Origin of the sequence: Rhizobium rosettiformans (genome assembly GCF_016806065.1) — a bacterium.
Taxonomy (GTDB): Bacteria; Pseudomonadota; Alphaproteobacteria; order Rhizobiales; family Rhizobiaceae; genus Allorhizobium.
Window position 1 is genome coordinate 724,920 of sequence record NZ_CP032405.1, and the last position, 16,270, is coordinate 741,189.

Sequence of the window (16,270 nt, forward strand, 5' to 3'; positions counted from 1 at the left end):
GGCTCTGCTAATCTCCCGACATGATTCCCGTGGGAGGAAACGTATGGCCGACTCGGCTCTGCTCCAGCGCACCGAACTGCCGCGCCCGAACGTCACGCTGGCCGATGCCAGGGTCATCTTCAACGAATTCTACGGCTTCAGCGGCACGATCCAGGAACTCGGCAGCCAGCAGGACCGCAATTTCCTGATCGACACCGGCGAAGAACGGCTGGTTCTCAAGGTCACACGGGCTGACTATCCCCAGCAGGAACTGGATGCCCAGAACAGGGCCATGGAGCACCTGCGCAATCTTGATCTCGGCTTGCGCATACCCGAGCCGATCCCGGCCCTGACCGGGGAATACATCCCCCAGATCGAAGTGGGAGGGCAGTATTACTGGGTCAGGCTCCTGTCCTATCTGGATGGCGAGCCCCTGACGCGCCAGAAGTACCTCGCTCCCGAGGTCGTGGCGTCTTTCGGTGACGTGGTCGCCCGGATTGCAGGCGGGCTCAAGGACTTCCGTCACAGCGGACTGGAACGGGAACTGCAATGGGATCTGCGCCGCGCAGGCCCGGTCGCCCTGCATCTCCTGAAATCGGTTGCGGACCGGAAACAGCGGGACCGCATCGCCAAGGCGATGATCATGGCGGTGAAGCGCCTGCAGCCACTGGCCTCGGAACTGCGCATTCAATGCATTCATCACGACATCACCGACGACAACGTCGTGGCCACACCGAACGCAACCGGCCGTCTCATGCCCGATGGCGTCATCGACTTCGGTGATGTTCTCTATGGATGGCTGGTGGCCGACCTCGCGGTGACCTGCGCCGCACTCCTGCACCACGCCGATGGAGACCCCTTCTTCATCCTGCCTGCCGTCAAGGCCTTCCACACGCGCTTCCCGCTGAGCGAAGCGGAATTGAAGGCGCTCTGGCCGCTAATCGTCGCGCGCGCCGGCGTGCTTGTCGCCAGCAGCGAACAGCAGCTGTCGATCGACCCCGACAACGACTATGTGCTCGGCAATATCGAGCACGAGCGGACGATTTTCGAGGTGGCGACCTCTGTGCCCTATCCGCTGATGGAAGCGGCCATCCTGGACACCGCCGGCATGCTTCCGGACGAACCGGAGCTTACGGTGCCGCATCCGCTTCTTCCCTCGCTTGCACCCGCAGACTTCCGCCTGACGGACCTGACGGTGACGAGCCCGGACCTGCCGCGCGACACCTGGAGCGATCAAGGGATCGACTGGAAGCTTCTGGCCCGAGCGGCCATGGAGACGGGCGTTTCTTCGACACGCTATGGCGAATTCCGTCTATCCTACACCAAACCTTTGTCCCCTACACCGCCAGCGACCTTCGCCCTGCATATCGATGTCTGCCTGCCAGGCGCGACGGAAGCCTTCGCGCCCTTCGACGGGACCATTCTGCTCGATGGCCATCACCTGATCCTGTCATCGCCCGATCTGTCGCTTCATCTGGATGGCATCGATTGCAGCCTGGAAGATGGCACGGCCGTCAAGGCGGGCGACGCGATCGGCGCGGTTGCCGGCGCAGCAGGCGGCGTCGGCGGCCTGCGCATCCAGCTTTGCCGCGATCCGGATCTCGTCCCACCACTCTTTGCCAAGCCGCAGCAAAGCGCAGTCTGGCGTCGCATATGCCCCTCACCTTCCCAGCTCCTCGGCGTCGGCGTCGATGCACAGGCACCGGAAAGCCATGCGCTTCTGGAACGCCGCAAGAAGAGCTTCGCCAAGCCGCAGAAGAACTACTATGCCGACCCACCACAGATCGAACGGGGCTGGCGAGAGCATCTCTTCGACGTGAACGGCCGCGCCTATCTCGACATGGTCAACAATGTCACGATCCTCGGCCACGGCAATCCACGCTTGGCGGAGGCGGTCGGCAGACAATGGGCCATGCTCAACACGAACTCGCGCTTTCACTATGCCGCAGTCGCCGAATTCTCGGATCGCCTCGCGTCGCTCGCGCCAGAGGGGCTAGACACGGTCTTCCTCGTGAATTCGGGCTCCGAAGCCGTGGATCTTGCCTTGCGACTTGCCTGGGCCCATAGCGGCCACCGCAACATCCTGAGCCTCCTCGAAGCCTATCACGGCTGGACAGTCGCCAGCGATGCGGTTTCGACCTCACTGGCCGACAATCCCCGCGCCCTGGAAACACGTCCGGACTGGGTGCACCCGGTGCTCTCGCCCAACACCTATCGCGGCAAACACCGTGGCGAAGACGCGACCGATGGCTATGTTCAGGCCGTGATCGACAAGATCGCCGAGATCGAAAATGCGGGCGGACAGCTTGGCGGTTTCATCGCAGAGAGTGTTTATGGCAATGCCGGCGGCATTCCCTTACCGCCGGGTTATCTCCAGGAGGTCTATAAACTCGTCCGCGAGCGCGGCGGTCTCTGCATCGCTGATGAAGTTCAAGTCGGATACGGCCGCCTCGGTCATCATTTCTGGGGCTTCGAACAGCAGGGCGTCGTCCCCGACATCATCACGGTCGCCAAGGGCATGGGCAACGGCCACCCGCTCGGCGCCGTGATCACGAGGCGCGAGATCGCCGACAGCCTCGAAAAAGAGGGCTATTTCTTCTCATCCTCCGGCGGCAGCCCTGTGAGCTGTGTCGTCGGCATGACCGTTCTCGACATCATGCGGGACGAAAAACTGCAGCTAAATGCCCGAGACACCGGTGACCATCTGAAAGCACGACTTGAAGCTTTGGGTCAGCGTTTCCCGATCGTTGGGGCCGTGCACGGAATGGGCCTCTATCTCGGACTGGAATTCGTGCGTGATCGCGAGACGCTGGAACCTGCGACGGAAGAAACTTCAGCGATCTGCGACCGCCTGCTTGATCTCGGCGTCATCATGCAACCAACGGGCGATCATCTTAACGTTTTGAAAATAAAGCCGCCGCTCTGCCTTGGCAAAGAGAGCGCCGATTTCTTCGCGGACATGCTGGAAAAGGTGCTTTCCGACGGATGGTGATGACGGACGCAATCACTACTATCCCCCTAATTCCGTGCTCCGAAACACGATAGCTGCGTAAAGGAAACGCAAAGCCCAAATCTGGGTACACTAAATGGCAGCTTCACAGCGTTTTGGAGAGTGGTCTATCTTCGGACAGAACATACAGCCGAAGGAATATTCATGCCCACCATCCCGGAGCAAATCGCCAGTGATCTTTTGATCTGGGCCGTCGCTCTGTTCGTCATCAAGCATCTCTTGGCCGATTTTCTGCTTCAGACCGGTTGGATGGCAACAGGCAAGGAGCGGCTTAAAGGGTGGATAGCCCCTTTGTTCGCGCATGTTGTCGTCCATGCCTTGGGAACGCTGTTGATCTGCCTCACGATGGCACCGCAATTCGCCTGGCTTGCGCTTGTCGATCTTGTCGTTCACGGACTGATCGATCGAAGCAAGGCATTGATCCAGCAGCGTTACCACTTCAAGGTAGACCAGGCCGCCTATTGGTGGCTTTTCGGCACCGACCAGACCCTGCACCACTTGACCCATCTCGCTTTCGCCGTCTGGATTGCGGCTGCAGCAAGTTCCCTGTGACCAGAAGCTGCTAGCGCTGGGCAAGCTCCTTGACGATCCAATCCCGGAAGGCAACCAGCGGCGGATAGGCCGCCCTCTCCCGCGGAAAGGCGAGATAATATCGTTGCGCGCTCTGCATCGGGCGATCGACTGCGGCTACCAACTCGCCCCGTGCAAGCTCGTCCTGGATGAGGAAGGTCGGAAGCAGCGCCACGCCAAGACCGCCGATCGCCGCCTGTGATGCAGTGGCGAACTGGTCGAAGAGCATGCCATGCACGGTTTCGAAGGCGACACCGGTTTCTGTGAACCAGCGTTCCCAGGCATCCGGTCGGGTCGTGAGATGCAGCAGAGGCACGCGCAGAAGATCGGATGGCGCTTCGATCCCATGCGCTTGCTTGAAGTCCCGGCTGCATGCAGGGATCGTCTCCTCCCGCATCAAGAGTGTCAGTTCCGCGCCCGGCCAAACCGCATCGCCGAAATGGATCGCCGCATCGATCGAATCCAGTCGGAAGTCGAATGGCGACAGTCGCGTCACCAGATTGATCGTGATCCCGGGATTGGCGGCCAGAAACTGACCGAGGCGCGGGGCGAGCCAACGGGCACCGAATGTCGGTAGGATTGCAAGATTGAGCGTACCGCCATGCGGATTGGCGCGCAGGTTCAAGGACGCGCTGGAGATGCGGCGAAGCGCTTCCCGGATCTCACGGGCATAGCTGTCGCCGGCGACGGTCAGTCGGATCGTCTGACGCTCGCGCAGAAACAGTTCGACACCGAGCTGGCTCTCCAATGCCTTGATCTGTCGGCTGACCGCGCTTTGCGTCAGATCGAGCTCCCGTGCCGCAGCCGTGATGCTTCCCGTCCGGGCCGCGGCCTCGAATGCCGTGAGCAACGAAAGCGATGGAAGGAAACGTCGGGCAGGCAGCATGGTCATGCCTTTTTGGAATGATCTCTTGAGAATTTATCGCTGGAATGGCGTAGAATGCTCTTCTAGAAATCACAAGACTGTACGGGGCGGAATGACATGGGACACGCAGTGATCTCGTGCGGCCAGCCCCGGCACATTGCAGATCTCGGGGCCACACCATGCTGAACGATCCTCGCTCCCACGGACTTTGGGAAAAGACGGCCCCTGCCGCGCCCCAGACGGCGCCCCTCTACGGCGGCGCAACTGCGGATGTGGTGATCGTCGGCGGCGGCTATACCGGCCTTTCCGCAGCCCTGCACCTCGCCGAAGCCGGCACCAGCGTGATCCTCCTCGAAGCGAAGGAGATCGGCTTCGGCGGTGCAGGCCGCAATGTCGGACTGATTAATGCCGGCATGTGGGTCATGCCCGACGACCTGCCCGGTGAACTCGGCCCAGTTTATGGCGAACGGCTACTGGATCTTCTCGGCAATGGACCTCGCACCGTGATGGAGCTGATCGATCGCCACGGGATCGAATGCGAGCTGGAGCGCTCGGGCACACTTCACTGCGCCGTGGGCAAAGCCGGCCAGAAGGAGATCGAGGCGCGCGCCGAGCAATGGCAGCGCCGCGGCGCACCCGTCGACTTGCTGGACAAGGTCGAAACGGAATCCAAGATCAGCACCCGCGCCTACCAGGGGTCCCTGCTCGATCGCCGCGCCGGCACCTTGCAACCGCTCGCTTACGCCCGGGGCCTCGCCCATGCGGCGATAAAAGCTGGAGCCATCCTGCATACCGCAAGCCCCGTGACATCCTACGAGAAGGCCGCATCGGGATGGCGCGTCTCAACGCCGGAAGGCACAGTCGATGCCCAATGGATCGTCGTCGCAACCGATGCCTACAGCCACGGCCCCTTCGCTGCCGTTCGCGAAGAACAGGTCCACCTGCCCTATTTCAACTTCGCCACCGTCCCCTTGAGCGATAATCTGCGTAAGTCGATACTGACAGAGCGCCAGGGCTGCTGGGACACAAAGGAAGTGCTTTCCTCCTTCCGCATGGACAAGGCCGGCCGTATGGTCTTCGGCAGCGTCGGCGCCCTGCGCGGCACGGGCCTTTCGATCCATCGCGCCTGGGCACGCCGTGCACTGAAGGCGATCTTCCCACAGATCGGCGATATCGCCTTCGAAAGCGAATGGTATGGCCAGATCGGCATGACCACGAACGCCCTGCCCCGCTTCCACAAGTTTGCGCCCGGCGTCATCGGCTTCTCCGGCTACAACGGCCGCGGCATCTCGCCCGGCAGCGTCTTCGGCAAGACCATCGCAAGCCACATCCTCGGCCAGATCTCCGAGGAAGAACTACCACTGCCCCTCACCGATCCACACGCACCGGCCTTCCGCACCCTCAAGGAAGCATGGTACGAGGCCGGCGCCCAGGTGGCGCATCTGGCCGGCGCACGATTTTGAACGAACAAGAACCAGGTAGACCTGACGGAAGGACCATCATGACCCTCGCCACTCTCAAGTTTTCCGCCGAAACAGCATCGCTGATGGCAAGCTTCGGCGTCGACGCCAACGCACTGACCGGCGGCACGCTCTCCGTCCGCTCGCCGATCAACGGCGAGACCATCGCAGCTGTGGCCGAGATCTCCGCCGACGACACCCGCAAGGCTATCGACGCAGCCCACAAGGCCTTCCTCGAATGGCGCCTCGTACCGGCCCCGCAGCGCGGCGAACTGATCCGCCTGCTCGGCGAGGAATTGCGCGCCGCCAAGACCGAACTCGGCCGCCTCGTCTCCATCGAAGTCGGCAAGATCACCTCGGAAGGCCTCGGCGAAGTCCAGGAAATGATCGACATCTGCGATTTCGCCGTCGGCCTGTCACGCCAGCTTTACGGCCTGACGATCGCGACGGAACGCGCCGAACACCGCATGATGGAAACCTGGCACCCGCTCGGCGTCACCGGCATCATCTCGGCCTTCAACTTCCCCGTCGCCGTCTGGTCCTGGAATGCAGCGCTTGCGCTCGTCTGCGGCAACTCGACGATCTGGAAACCCTCGGAAAAGACCCCGCTCACCGCCATCGCCACCCAGGCGATCTTCGAAAAGGCCGTCAAGCGCTACAACGCGCAAGGCGGCAAGGCCCCGGCAAATCTCTCGACACTGCTGATCGGCGGCCGTGACATCGGCGAAATCCTCGTCGACAACCCCAAGGTCCCGCTGATCTCGGCAACCGGTTCGACCGCCATGGGCCGCGCCGTCGGCCCGCGTGTCGCCGCCCGCTTCGGTCGCTCGATCCTCGAGCTCGGCGGCAACAATGCCGCCATCGTCGGCCCGACCGCCGATCTCGACCTGACGCTCCGCGGCGTCGCCTTCTCGGCCATGGGGACCGCCGGCCAGCGCTGCACCACGCTCCGTCGTCTCTTCGTCCACGAAAGCGTCTACGACACGCTCGTCCCGCGCCTGATCAAGGCCTATGGCTCCGTCACCATCGGCAACCCGCTGGAAGCCGGCAATCTGATCGGACCGCTGATCGACAAGGGCTCCTACGAGCGCATGCAGCACGCCCTGGAAGCTGCCAAGGCCAATGGCGGCAAAGTGCATGGCGGTGACCGCGTCCGCTCTGACGAAGCAGCAGATGCCTTCTACGTCCGCCCGGCCCTCGTCGAGATGCCGGAGCAGTGCGGCCCGGTCGTCGAGGAAACCTTCGCGCCGATCCTCTACGTCATCAAGTACTCGAACTTTGACGATGCTCTCGCACTGAACAACGACGTACCGCAGGGCCTCTCCTCGTCGATCTTCACCAATGACATCCGCGAAGCCGAAGCCTTCGTCTCCGACCGTGGTTCGGACTGCGGCATCGCAAACGTCAACATCGGCCCCTCGGGCGCCGAAATCGGTGGCGCCTTCGGTGGTGAAAAGGAAACCGGCGGCGGCCGCGAATCCGGCTCGGACAGCTGGAAGGCCTATATGCGCCGCCAGACCAACACGGTGAACTACGGCCGCACTCTGCCACTCGCCCAGGGCGTCAAGTTCGACATCGAGTAAAGCTATGGAGGGGTCGGCAGCCAACCGCCGGCCCTTCTTTCCTGCGACAATGGTCCATGCGCCAGGCGCTGGCCTTTGATCATCGGATGAGTGAGACTGAAGCAACCGTCAGACATGAGGGATGCATGACAGTCGAGGACCAGTCCGCCGCCATCGCCTTTCTCCGCGATCCCGAGAGCCATGGCATCACCTCGTCTGTCGAGGTGATCGAAACCCATATCTCCCTCATCTTCCTGGCCGGCGACAAGGCCTACAAGCTGAAGCGCGCGGTGAAGCTGCCCTATGCTGACTTCTCGACACTCGATCTCAGAAAACGCTACTGCCACAGAGAAGTGGAGCTGAACTCGCGAACCGCGCCGGAAATCTATTCCGGCGTCAGGGCGATCGGCCGCGACACGACCGGAAAACTCGCTTTCGACGCCGAAGCATCACCCATCGACTACGTGGTCGAAATGCACCGCTTCTCGCAAGACAAGCTGTTTGACAGGATGGCGGAAACCGGCAGCTTGCCGAAGACCTTGATGGAAGAAACGGCCGAGCGCATTGCAGACTTTCACAAGACAGCGGAGGTGCTGCACACGGGTAGCGGTGAAGCAAACCTCGCCGCTGTTCTCGAGATCAACCATGCAGCTTTTTCCGCCGTACCGCTTTTCTCAGCCGACGAGACAAACCGTCTGAACAGGCTCTTCCGGGAGGCCCTCGATCGTCACGCTTCATTGCTGAACGAACGCGAACACCGAGGCATGATCCGCCACTGCCACGGCGATCTTCATCTGCACAACATCTTCCTTGGGCCCGAGGGTCCGCGCATGTTCGACTGCATCGACTTCAACGAAGGCCTTGCCACCTCCGATATCCTCTATGACCTGGCTTTCCTGTTGATGGACCTCTGGCATCGAAACCTGCCGGATTATGCCAGTGCCGTGGTCAATCGCTATCTTGACCGAACGGGCGACGACGCCGGCTATGGGCTCATGCCTTTCCTCCTCGCCTTAAGGGCCGCGATCCGCGCTCATGTCGGCGCGACACTGGTGCGCGACCTCGGAGACCGCACCGGCCATGGCGCAGAGGAAGCGATTGCCTATCGCAATTTGGCGCTCGACCTGCTGCAGCGAAAGGAGCCGGTACTGGTCGCGATCGGGGGACTGAGCGGCTCTGGCAAATCCACCCTCGCCGAAGCCATGGCGCCCCGTCTGGGGCTCGCTCCCGGCGCGCGCCTGCTCGAGAGCGACCGCCTGCGCCGCGTAATGCTCGGCCATCCTCGGGGACATCCCATGCCTCAGGAAGCCTACAAGCCGGAAGTATCAGCACGCGTCTATGCGACCCTCGCTGAAAAGGCGGATGTGGTTCTGAGATCGGGCGGCTGCGTCGTCGCCAATGCCGTCTTCGCCCATGCTGACGAAAGAATGGCAATCGAGGCGGTCGCGCGGACAAACCACGTGCCTTTCGTCGGACTGTGGCTGGATGCGGACCCGGATGTGCTCAGAGCCCGCGTCGAGGCCCGACCGGTTGTCGACTCGGACGCCACCGTGAGCGTGCTCGACAAACAGCTAGAGAGCGGTACGGGTCCGATCGGCTGGCATCGCATCAATGCGGCAAGCCCCCCCGCATCCGTGGCGCAGGCGGCGCTGGATCTCGTGGCCGCCTGCAAACTCAGCGAAGGTTGAAGCGCACGGGTGCCGTGATCGTCTTGTTCACGCCGACAGGAGGGGCCGGCACCGGCGAAGCCGCACGCACCATGTCGAGAACCGCGTTGTCGAGCGTCGGATAGCCCGATGAGCGAGACAGGGAGACGGAAAGAACATTGCCGGAATCGTCGATCCTGAACCGGACATAGACGGTGCCTTCTTCCCGGTTGCTGCGGGCAGCACTCGGGTAACGCTTGCGGCGCTCAAGATGCGACATCAGCCGAGACTGCCATCTCGCCGGGGAGACACTGCGACCGGCACCGCTGGCGGTTGCCGCAGCCGCATTGCGGGTCGATTGAGCGACCTCCGCCTTGGCCGTTCGGGCCGCCTGCGAGGCGGGAGGCGTGGCCTGCTTCTTGACCACTTTCTTCGGTGCCGGTTCCTTCTTCTTCTCGATCTCCGGTTTCGGTACCGGCGGACGCAGCATCGGGATCGGAACCTCGACATTCTCCAGTTCCGCCATCACCATCTGCTCGATCGGATCGATCTCCGGCAGAGGTTCCGGCAGCGGCTCGGGCTCGATCAGCGGCGGGACTTCGGGCTGAAGCTCTGCGACCTCAGGCTCCGGTTCTGGCTCCGGAGGCGGCGGCTCAGGGAGGGGCTGCTCCACAGACTCCGGAATGGGCTCCGGCAGCGGCTCGCTCGTTGCGGTCTTCACCTCTTCCGCATCGACCTGTTCGGTCGAGATCTCGGTCTCGTCGGTGATGACGGCCTCGGGTTCCGGCGCAAGTTCGATCATGATCGCCGGCGGCGGCCCACTATCGGCCATCACCATGTCCGGTTCGCGCAACAGAACAGCCACCGCACCCGCATGGGCCGTGGCGATCAGCACGCCGGCCGTTGTCCACAACAGCCCCTCACCAAGGATCCGTTTCGTGGAGCGAGGCTCGATCATGGTGCGGGTCCTACGGGCTCTGCCGCTGCTGCAGCACCGTCAGGCGCCGGCGTGGCCGCAACCGCTTCAAGCCCCACCAGAGCGATCTTCAGGTATCCCGCATCCCGCAAGAGGTTCATGACCTCCATGAACTGACCGTAATCGACCGTCTTGTCGGCACGCAGGAAGATGCGCGCGTCCTTGTTACCTTCGGTCATCCGGTCGAGCGACGTGCCGAGCGTCTCGCGTGCGACGGTATCGTTTCCAAGCGCCAGACTCATGTCTTCCTTGAGCGTGACATAAACTGGCTCGTCGGGACGTTCGGCCGGCTTCGCCGTGGACGCCGGGAGATCGACATTGACATCGACCGTCGACAAGGGTGCCGCGACCATGAAGATGATCAACAGCACCAGCATGACGTCGATGAAGGGCGTCACGTTGATCTCGTGGTTCTCCGCCAGATCGTCGCCAGAACCGTTTTCCCTGATACCACCGGCCATTGGTTTACTCCGCCGCCATCGCCATGGACTTGGTCGCCTGGGCGATGCGGGCACTCTTGCGGAAGTCGAGATCACGGCTGACCAGCCGCTCGATGCCGGCACCGGCATCGGCGAGAAGCTGGCGATAGCCCGTCACGGATCGTGCAAAGACGTTGTAAATGATGACAGCCGGAATGGCCGCGACGAGACCGATGGCTGTGGCCAGCAGCGCTTCTGCGATACCCGGCGCGACGACGGCAAGATTGGTAGTCTGCGTCTCGGCAATGCCGATGAACGAATTCATGATACCCCAGACCGTGCCGAACAGACCGACAAAGGGTGCTGTGGAGCCGATGCTGGCGAGAACGCCCGTGCCCTTCGACATGCGGCGTCCTGCACCGGCTTCGATCCGCGCCAGCGCCGAGCCAACGCGCTCCTTGACGCCTTCGCCACCCACCTGGTCGATCGCCGCATCGGAAAGACTAACCTCATGCTGGGCGGCACGAACCATGGTCGCCACCACACCACCGCGATTTTCAAGTACCTGAAGAGCGTCACGCAATTGGCGGGCATTCGCGACGGCCTTGAGGCCGCGCTTGGCGCGTGCCCGCGCACCGAAAAGCTGCAAAGATTTCGCAAGCCACACCGTCCAGGTCAGAACCGAAGCCACGGCCAGCGAAATCATCACTGATTTAACCACCCAATCGGCAGCCATGAACATGCCCTCAGGCGAGAGATCATGCGGCATGGTCTTCATCGGCGGCACATCTGTGCCCGTGTCGGCGGGGACCGCATCCACTTCTGAGGCAAGCGAATCCGTCGGAGATTGCGCGGCTTCACCGCCGATGGCAGCAGCATCGGCCGGCTGCACGGCAGAAGGAAGGTTGGCAGCGTCGGAGACTGGGACCTGCGGGCTCGGAGTAGCAACGGCCTCAGGTGCTGGTGGAGAAGCCTCACTGTTGGGGTTCGCAGGCGAAACGGGAGCGGCCGTCGCTGCCGGAGGCGTGGAAGCGTCGGGCTGCGTTACGACGCGAGGCGACGTTGCAGAGCTTTCACGTGTAGCCGGCGCAGCTGTCGCGCCAGTCTGAGGCGAGACGACAGGTGTTTCCGTGGCCGCCGGAGCCGGCTGCTGCGCCTGCACCAGTGATGCAGACAGAAGAAAAGTAAGAAGAAGGCCAAATCGCTTCAGCGAAGGTCCCGAATGGTTGAGCGACATTGGGAGCTCCTTATGAACTTGTGATACAAAACAGGCGCTCATCCCGCGCCGTCACGCTGCCTTCCCCATATAAAACTTGATAAACGGTGACAAGTAATAAAACAACCAAAGCGCGGTTTTCCCGGCGTCGCAATCGCTCCTTGGCGATCAGCTGCCTTTTTGCCGCTCGCGCTCGTAGAGATCGACGACATCCTTCTGGCGGCAGAGCTCCGTGCCCGGCGTCATGACAGCCGCAGCACCGGCCGCCTGGCCGAAACGGAAGGCGTCGCCGATAGCGTAGCCCTGGGCCAGTGACCACACCATGCCCGCGACAAAGCTGTCGCCAGCCCCAGTCGCAGAATTGACCGGCACATCGATCGCCGGCAGGCGAATGATCTCGTCGGCAGAGGCAAGGATCGCACCGTCGCCCCCGAGGGTGACGGCGATATGTTCGGCAGCGCCCGTGCGGACATGCGCCTGCGCTGCTGCCCCCACCTCCTCATGCGCCAGCTTACGCCCCAGGATGGCTTCGAACTCACCGAGGCTGGGCTTTACCAGGAACATCCGCGATCGCGACAATGCCTGCGAAAGCGGAGCTCCGGACGTATCGAGGACGAACCTGGCACCCCGCGCCGCGACGAGATCCGCAAGACGCACATAGGTGTCATCAGGCACGCCCCTCGGCAGGCTGCCACTTGCGACGACATAATCGGCATCGCTAGCTGCGACCGCATCGAATACGGGCTCGAGCTCTGCCTCGGTTACCAGCGGGCCTTCCGGCACGAAACGATATTCGAGATTGGTCGAGGTCTCATGCACGGCAAAAGCCACCCGAACGGGATCGTGAATCCGGAATGTTCGCTCCATGATCGGCAGGGGTTTCAACATGGCCTCAAGCAATTCGCCCGTGGCCCCGCCTGACAGGAACATCAGCTCGCATGTCCCGCCGAGGGCGACGATGACGCGGGCGACATTGATCCCGCCGCCACCTGGAAATTGCTGTTGATTATAGGTTCGGGTCTTGTGGGTGTGACGCACCACCTCCGCGTCGCTGGAGATGTCGATCGCCGGATTGAGTGCGAGGCAAAGGATTTTGGTCATAGAAGGGGCCACCATGGAAAAGTCGGAGTGCCAGACTGCAACAAAGCTACGACAGATCTAGGACAGCCAGGGACCTGTCCGCAACCCGATCGAAAGCCGCAGGTGCTCAACTGATGGGAGATCACCGCGTTCCCGATTGCCCAGATGGTGAACACTGAGGTATTGCCGCGGGGCATTGTCTTTGGCGCCTGAGACATTACCTTCCCAACGCATTCACCGAGGAAAGCAGCATGTATACCGGCATCGTCCAGACAGTCGCCCCGATCAAATCCGTCATCCGCCATGATGGCTACACGACGTTCTACGTCGAATTCCCTGAGCGGCTGATGGTGGATCTGCAATTGGGTGCAAGTGTTTCGGTCGAAGGCGTATGTCTCTCCGTAACCTCGATGGAGGGCACTGTCGTCACTTTCGACGCCATGGACGCAACGCTCGCGCGCACCAATCTGGGCACGCTTCAGGCCGGGGACCGCGTCAACATCGAACGCTCGGCCAAGCCGACCGACGAAAATGGCGGCCACAACATTGCCGGACATATCGCGACAACTGCCGAACTCGTGGCGTCGAAGATGGAAATGCCGGGTGCGTTCATCCGCTTCCGCGTGCCCGAGGAATGGGCGAAGTATGTCTTCAAGCGCGGTTATCTTGCCGTGAATGGCGCAAGCCTCACGGTGGCGGAGGCCGAAGACGACACATTTACGATCAACCTCATCCCGGAGACGCTGCGCCAAACCACGTTTCCGCGTTACAAACCCGGCGATGCCCTGAACATCGAGGTCGATCATCAGACCATGGTGATGGTTGATGTGGTTGAGCGCACGCTCGAACGCTTGATGTCCAAGCGCGCCTGACGCGATATTAGTGCTGCCCACCCGGTCGCGGCGGCGGCACGTCGTTCAGGATGGAAACCAGAACCTTCCCGTAGTCTGCAGGCTTCGGTGCGCAAAGCTCCGGCGGTATGCCGTTCTGCTCGATCTCCCGGATGGCTGATCCCGAGACGATGCGAAACGGTATTCCGCTGCGGCGCAAGCGCTGAACGATCGGCGTCACGTCCCCATCACGAACCTTGAAGTCAAGGATCGCCCCAGAAATATGCTCGTTTTCGAGAATTTCGAGCGCGTCTCGGACCGTTTCGGTCGTGATGACATTGACCCCGGCGCGCGCAACCGCGTCGGCGGCGTCCATGGAAATGAAGACATCGTCTTCGACAATGAGGATCGTATCGATGGCAAGGGGCTGTCCTGGTCTCATCTTCGTTCTCCTTTTGCCACCACAACGCCCACAACCCCTGTTTGTTCAGATTTTCATAAATTGCCAAACGATATGGTAAACATAGACTTAACAGCCCAAGCAAAGCACATGTTACTCGCATAAATGGAACCTGCGGCCCGATGGAACATCCCTGCGAAGCCACGCGTTTCCCATGCCGGAAACCACGGGAGATCATCCATGCAGATCATCGGAACGGAAGTCATTGAAGGCCACGATGCAAAAGGTGGCTTTGTCGTCGAATTCCTCGGAGACGGTGGCGAGAAGGTATCGGTCCATATGGCACAGTCTGAAAACGGCAGCCTGAACCGAGACAACGCCCTGCAGAAGGCACAAGTTCTGCTCGTGCAGGCGAGCCGCTTCGGCGCAACCGCCGAAAGCGAAGGCGGTGACGGCGCCGATGAACCGAGCGATGCGGTCGAAAGCCTGCGTCAGGAGCAGCACGAAAAGGTCGACAGCAAGAATAGCGAGTCAGCACTGCAGGAGGGTCTCGAAGATACCTTCCCTGCAAGTGATCCCGTATCTGCGTCCTACACATCCACCATTGCCAGCGACCGGAAACATTGATCCTGAAGGAAATCGGTACCGTCAGGAATTCGGCAAATGCCCTCTGAACTGAACAGCTTCGGCACCGCGACCACTCTGGAACTGTCGGCCATCGTCATCAGGCTACTGATCGCGATGGTCTGCGGTGCCTGTATCGGCCTGGAGCGCGAATGGCGCAGTCACGCTGCCGGCTTGCGGACCCATATTCTTGTCTGCCTCTCGGCGGCGATCGTGGCGATTTTGACAATCGAGATCGCCCATCACGGTGCATTCGATCGGGAAGAGATCCGACTTGACCCGCTCCGTCTGGTCGAAGCAGTCACCGCAGGTGTCGCCTTCCTTGCGGCTGGAATGATCGTCTTCAACAAGGGAGAAGTGAAAGGTCTGACGACGGGCGCTGGCCTCTGGTTTGCCGGTTCCATTGGCCTCTCTTGCGGTCTCGGTTTTTGGCAGATCGGCCTTATTGCAAGCGGTTTTGCGCTCGGCGTGCTTTGGCTATTGCGGCTGATCGAGAACCGGCTGCCGCTTCCTCCCGAGCGCGACTGAAGTCGCGCTCGGCAAGGCGATCCTACCTCAACAGGCTCTGGCCACCATCGACCCAGATCGGCGTTCCGGTCACATGGCGCGATGCATCAGATGCGAGAAAGCCAATCACATCGGCCACCTCCTCTATCGTGCCGGGTTCCCCACCCGTCAAAGGAATGTCGCCGTCGGGGAACTTCGCCGGGACCTCGGTCCGAGTTTTTTTGCGGATATGCGTGTTGTCGTCGATGTCGGTCTCGATTGCACCCGGGCAGATCGCATTGATCCGTATGCGATGGCGGCCGAGTTCGAGCGCCAATTGCTGCACCATGGCGAGTTGGGCGGCCTTGGTCGCCGAATAGGCTGTTGCACCCGGTGAGGTGAACGTGCGGGTCCCATTAATCGAGGAAATCACCACGATCGAGCCACCGTTCTTCTTCATATGCGGCACAGCGTGATGCAGGGTGAGATAGGTGCCGCGCAGGTTGATCGCGATCGTCTTGTCGAATTCCTCGGGCTTGAGGTCATCGATCGGCGCCCAAGTGCCGTTGATCCCGGCATTTGCGACGACGATGTCCAGCCACTTTCGTTCGTTGACCAGTCGCGCCAGCGCCTCTTCCATCTCCTTGTGATCGCTCACATCGGCAACCAGCACCATCCCCTCGCCACCGGCCCCACGGATTTCGGCGAGCGTTTCGTCCAACTCCTCTCGGGTCCGCCCTAACAAGCCGACGAAAGCTCCACTCTCGGCCAGATTGAGAGAGGCTCCCTTGCCGATCCCGGAGCCTGCTCCAGTCACCAGGGCGGTTCTCCCTTTAAGTTCGTCGCGGCTCATGACTTGCCCTCGACATGCTCAGGCTTGCCCTGACGCTTCGTCGAGGCGAGCTCTTCAAGCTCTTTCTTGCTCATGCTCTTTTCCATGCTGCGCGACGCGCCCTTCAGATCGGACACCTTTGCCTCGCCCCGTTTTGCGGCCAGTGCTGCGCCAGCCGCTTTCTGCTGCGCCTTAGATTTCGCAGGCATCTTTGCCCCTCCTGTTCGGTTCAATCTCGCTGCGAGGCAAACCGGCCAAGGAGCTGAAAGTTCCTGCCGGAGAAGGGCTTGGAACAAAGCTTCGCGTTCGGGAATT

The 16,270-nt window shown here is 61.6% G+C and carries 16 protein-coding genes; 8 read left to right on the forward strand and 8 right to left on the reverse strand.

Going from position 1 to position 16,270, the window contains the following annotated elements; all coding sequences use genetic code 11:
• Positions 1–43: 43 nt before the first annotated feature.
• Together D4A92_RS03515 and D4A92_RS03520 are read left to right on the forward strand one after the other, a co-directional pair.
• The gene (locus D4A92_RS03515) at positions 44–2,971 is read left to right on the forward strand and encodes an aminotransferase (RefSeq protein ID WP_203018134.1); all 2,928 of its coding nucleotides are present in this window, start codon (positions 44–46) and stop codon (positions 2,969–2,971) included.
• 162 nt (positions 2,972–3,133) lie between these two features.
• Positions 3,134–3,541, forward strand: a complete 408-nt coding sequence (locus D4A92_RS03520) for a DUF3307 domain-containing protein (protein ID WP_203018135.1) — start codon at positions 3,134–3,136, stop codon at positions 3,539–3,541.
• A 10-nt stretch (positions 3,542–3,551) separates the two neighbouring features.
• On the opposite strand, the gene D4A92_RS03525 is transcribed toward D4A92_RS03520, so the two are convergent.
• On the reverse strand, positions 3,552–4,451 hold the full coding sequence (locus D4A92_RS03525) for a LysR family transcriptional regulator (RefSeq protein WP_203018136.1): 900 nt from the start codon (positions 4,449–4,451) through the stop codon (positions 3,552–3,554).
• Between the two features lie 152 nt (positions 4,452–4,603).
• On the opposite strand from D4A92_RS03525, the gene D4A92_RS03530 reads away from it, so the two are divergent.
• The 3 genes from D4A92_RS03530 (at position 4,604) to D4A92_RS03540 (ending at position 9,134) form a co-directional block, all read left to right on the forward strand.
• Positions 4,604–5,887, forward strand: coding sequence for an NAD(P)/FAD-dependent oxidoreductase (locus D4A92_RS03530; RefSeq protein WP_203018137.1), 1,284 nt, complete (start codon positions 4,604–4,606; stop codon positions 5,885–5,887).
• A gap of 38 nt (positions 5,888–5,925) precedes the next feature.
• Positions 5,926–7,467: an L-piperidine-6-carboxylate dehydrogenase gene (gene amaB / locus D4A92_RS03535; protein WP_203018138.1), complete on the forward strand. Its 1,542-nt coding sequence runs from the start codon at positions 5,926–5,928 to the stop codon at positions 7,465–7,467.
• 125 nt (positions 7,468–7,592) lie between these two features.
• On the forward strand, positions 7,593–9,134 hold the full coding sequence (locus D4A92_RS03540; protein WP_203018139.1) for an AAA family ATPase: 1,542 nt from the start codon (positions 7,593–7,595) through the stop codon (positions 9,132–9,134).
• Here D4A92_RS03540 and D4A92_RS03545 read toward each other — a convergent pair.
• From D4A92_RS03545 to D4A92_RS03560, 4 genes are all read right to left on the reverse strand, one after another.
• The gene (locus D4A92_RS03545; protein WP_203018140.1) at positions 9,121–10,050 is read right to left on the reverse strand and encodes an energy transducer TonB; all 930 of its coding nucleotides are present in this window, start codon (positions 10,048–10,050) and stop codon (positions 9,121–9,123) included. The two genes, D4A92_RS03540 and D4A92_RS03545, sit on opposite strands and share 14 nt — an antisense overlap.
• Positions 10,047–10,529: a TonB system transport protein ExbD gene (exbD, locus tag D4A92_RS03550; RefSeq protein ID WP_203018141.1), complete on the reverse strand. Its 483-nt coding sequence runs from the start codon at positions 10,527–10,529 to the stop codon at positions 10,047–10,049. The genes D4A92_RS03545 and exbD overlap by 4 nt, the downstream gene beginning before the upstream one ends.
• A 4-nt stretch (positions 10,530–10,533) precedes the next feature.
• Positions 10,534–11,724 (reverse strand): tonB-system energizer ExbB, encoded by a 1,191-nt coding sequence (exbB, locus tag D4A92_RS03555; protein ID WP_203018142.1) that lies wholly within the window; start codon positions 11,722–11,724, stop codon positions 10,534–10,536.
• A 147-nt stretch (positions 11,725–11,871) separates the two neighbouring features.
• On the reverse strand, positions 11,872–12,804 hold the full coding sequence (locus tag D4A92_RS03560) for a 1-phosphofructokinase family hexose kinase (protein WP_246754024.1): 933 nt from the start codon (positions 12,802–12,804) through the stop codon (positions 11,872–11,874).
• Between the two features lie 230 nt (positions 12,805–13,034).
• Here D4A92_RS03560 and D4A92_RS03565 point away from each other — a divergent pair, with 230 nt between their 5' ends.
• Entirely contained in the window at positions 13,035–13,655 is a 621-nt protein-coding gene (locus D4A92_RS03565; protein WP_203018146.1) for a riboflavin synthase subunit alpha, read from the forward strand.
• 7 nt (positions 13,656–13,662) lie between these two features.
• On the opposite strand, the gene D4A92_RS03570 is transcribed toward D4A92_RS03565, so the two are convergent.
• Positions 13,663–14,055: a response regulator gene (locus tag D4A92_RS03570; RefSeq protein ID WP_203018148.1), complete on the reverse strand. Its 393-nt coding sequence runs from the start codon at positions 14,053–14,055 to the stop codon at positions 13,663–13,665.
• Positions 14,056–14,253: 198 nt separating this feature from the next.
• Here D4A92_RS03570 and D4A92_RS03575 point away from each other — a divergent pair, with 198 nt between their 5' ends.
• Together D4A92_RS03575 and D4A92_RS03580 are read left to right on the forward strand one after the other, a co-directional pair.
• On the forward strand, positions 14,254–14,640 hold the full coding sequence (locus D4A92_RS03575; RefSeq protein WP_203018150.1) for a hypothetical protein: 387 nt from the start codon (positions 14,254–14,256) through the stop codon (positions 14,638–14,640).
• Between the two features lie 36 nt (positions 14,641–14,676).
• On the forward strand, positions 14,677–15,165 hold the full coding sequence (locus tag D4A92_RS03580) for an MgtC/SapB family protein (RefSeq protein ID WP_203018152.1): 489 nt from the start codon (positions 14,677–14,679) through the stop codon (positions 15,163–15,165).
• A gap of 22 nt (positions 15,166–15,187) precedes the next feature.
• Here the strand turns inward: D4A92_RS03580 and D4A92_RS03585 are convergent, their stop codons facing one another.
• Together D4A92_RS03585 and D4A92_RS03590 are read right to left on the reverse strand one after the other, a co-directional pair.
• On the reverse strand, positions 15,188–15,976 hold the full coding sequence (locus D4A92_RS03585) for an SDR family oxidoreductase (RefSeq protein ID WP_203018154.1): 789 nt from the start codon (positions 15,974–15,976) through the stop codon (positions 15,188–15,190).
• The gene (locus D4A92_RS03590; protein WP_006728162.1) at positions 15,973–16,164 is read right to left on the reverse strand and encodes a DUF3008 family protein; all 192 of its coding nucleotides are present in this window, start codon (positions 16,162–16,164) and stop codon (positions 15,973–15,975) included. Before D4A92_RS03590 ends, D4A92_RS03585 begins: the two co-directional genes overlap by 4 nt.
• Positions 16,165–16,270 lie beyond the last annotated feature (106 nt).

Excerpts from the sequence above, each read along its gene's own strand:
- D4A92_RS03590 (WP_006728162.1), bottom strand. The coding sequence starts at position 16,164 with ATGCCTGCGAAATCTAAGGCGCAGCAGAAAGCGGCTGGCGCAGCACTG.
- exbB (WP_203018142.1), bottom strand. The coding sequence starts at position 11,724 with ATGTCGCTCAACCATTCGGGACCTTCGCTGAAGCGATTTGGCCTTCTT.
- D4A92_RS03570 (WP_203018148.1), bottom strand. The coding sequence starts at position 14,055 with ATGAGACCAGGACAGCCCCTTGCCATCGATACGATCCTCATTGTCGAA.
- D4A92_RS03540 (WP_203018139.1), top strand. The coding sequence starts at position 7,593 with ATGACAGTCGAGGACCAGTCCGCCGCCATCGCCTTTCTCCGCGATCCC.
- D4A92_RS03580 (WP_203018152.1), top strand. The coding sequence starts at position 14,677 with ATGCCCTCTGAACTGAACAGCTTCGGCACCGCGACCACTCTGGAACTG.
- D4A92_RS03545 (WP_203018140.1), bottom strand. The coding sequence starts at position 10,050 with ATGATCGAGCCTCGCTCCACGAAACGGATCCTTGGTGAGGGGCTGTTG.
- D4A92_RS03565 (WP_203018146.1), top strand. The coding sequence starts at position 13,035 with ATGTATACCGGCATCGTCCAGACAGTCGCCCCGATCAAATCCGTCATC.
- D4A92_RS03515 (WP_203018134.1), top strand. The coding sequence starts at position 44 with ATGGCCGACTCGGCTCTGCTCCAGCGCACCGAACTGCCGCGCCCGAAC.
- exbD (WP_203018141.1), bottom strand. The coding sequence starts at position 10,529 with ATGGCCGGTGGTATCAGGGAAAACGGTTCTGGCGACGATCTGGCGGAG.
- amaB (WP_203018138.1), top strand. The coding sequence starts at position 5,926 with ATGACCCTCGCCACTCTCAAGTTTTCCGCCGAAACAGCATCGCTGATG.
- D4A92_RS03525 (WP_203018136.1), bottom strand. The coding sequence starts at position 4,451 with ATGACCATGCTGCCTGCCCGACGTTTCCTTCCATCGCTTTCGTTGCTC.
- D4A92_RS03560 (WP_246754024.1), bottom strand. The coding sequence starts at position 12,804 with ATGACCAAAATCCTTTGCCTCGCACTCAATCCGGCGATCGACATCTCC.
- D4A92_RS03575 (WP_203018150.1), top strand. The coding sequence starts at position 14,254 with ATGCAGATCATCGGAACGGAAGTCATTGAAGGCCACGATGCAAAAGGT.
- D4A92_RS03585 (WP_203018154.1), bottom strand. The coding sequence starts at position 15,976 with ATGAGCCGCGACGAACTTAAAGGGAGAACCGCCCTGGTGACTGGAGCA.
- D4A92_RS03530 (WP_203018137.1), top strand. The coding sequence starts at position 4,604 with ATGCTGAACGATCCTCGCTCCCACGGACTTTGGGAAAAGACGGCCCCT.
- D4A92_RS03520 (WP_203018135.1), top strand. The coding sequence starts at position 3,134 with ATGCCCACCATCCCGGAGCAAATCGCCAGTGATCTTTTGATCTGGGCC.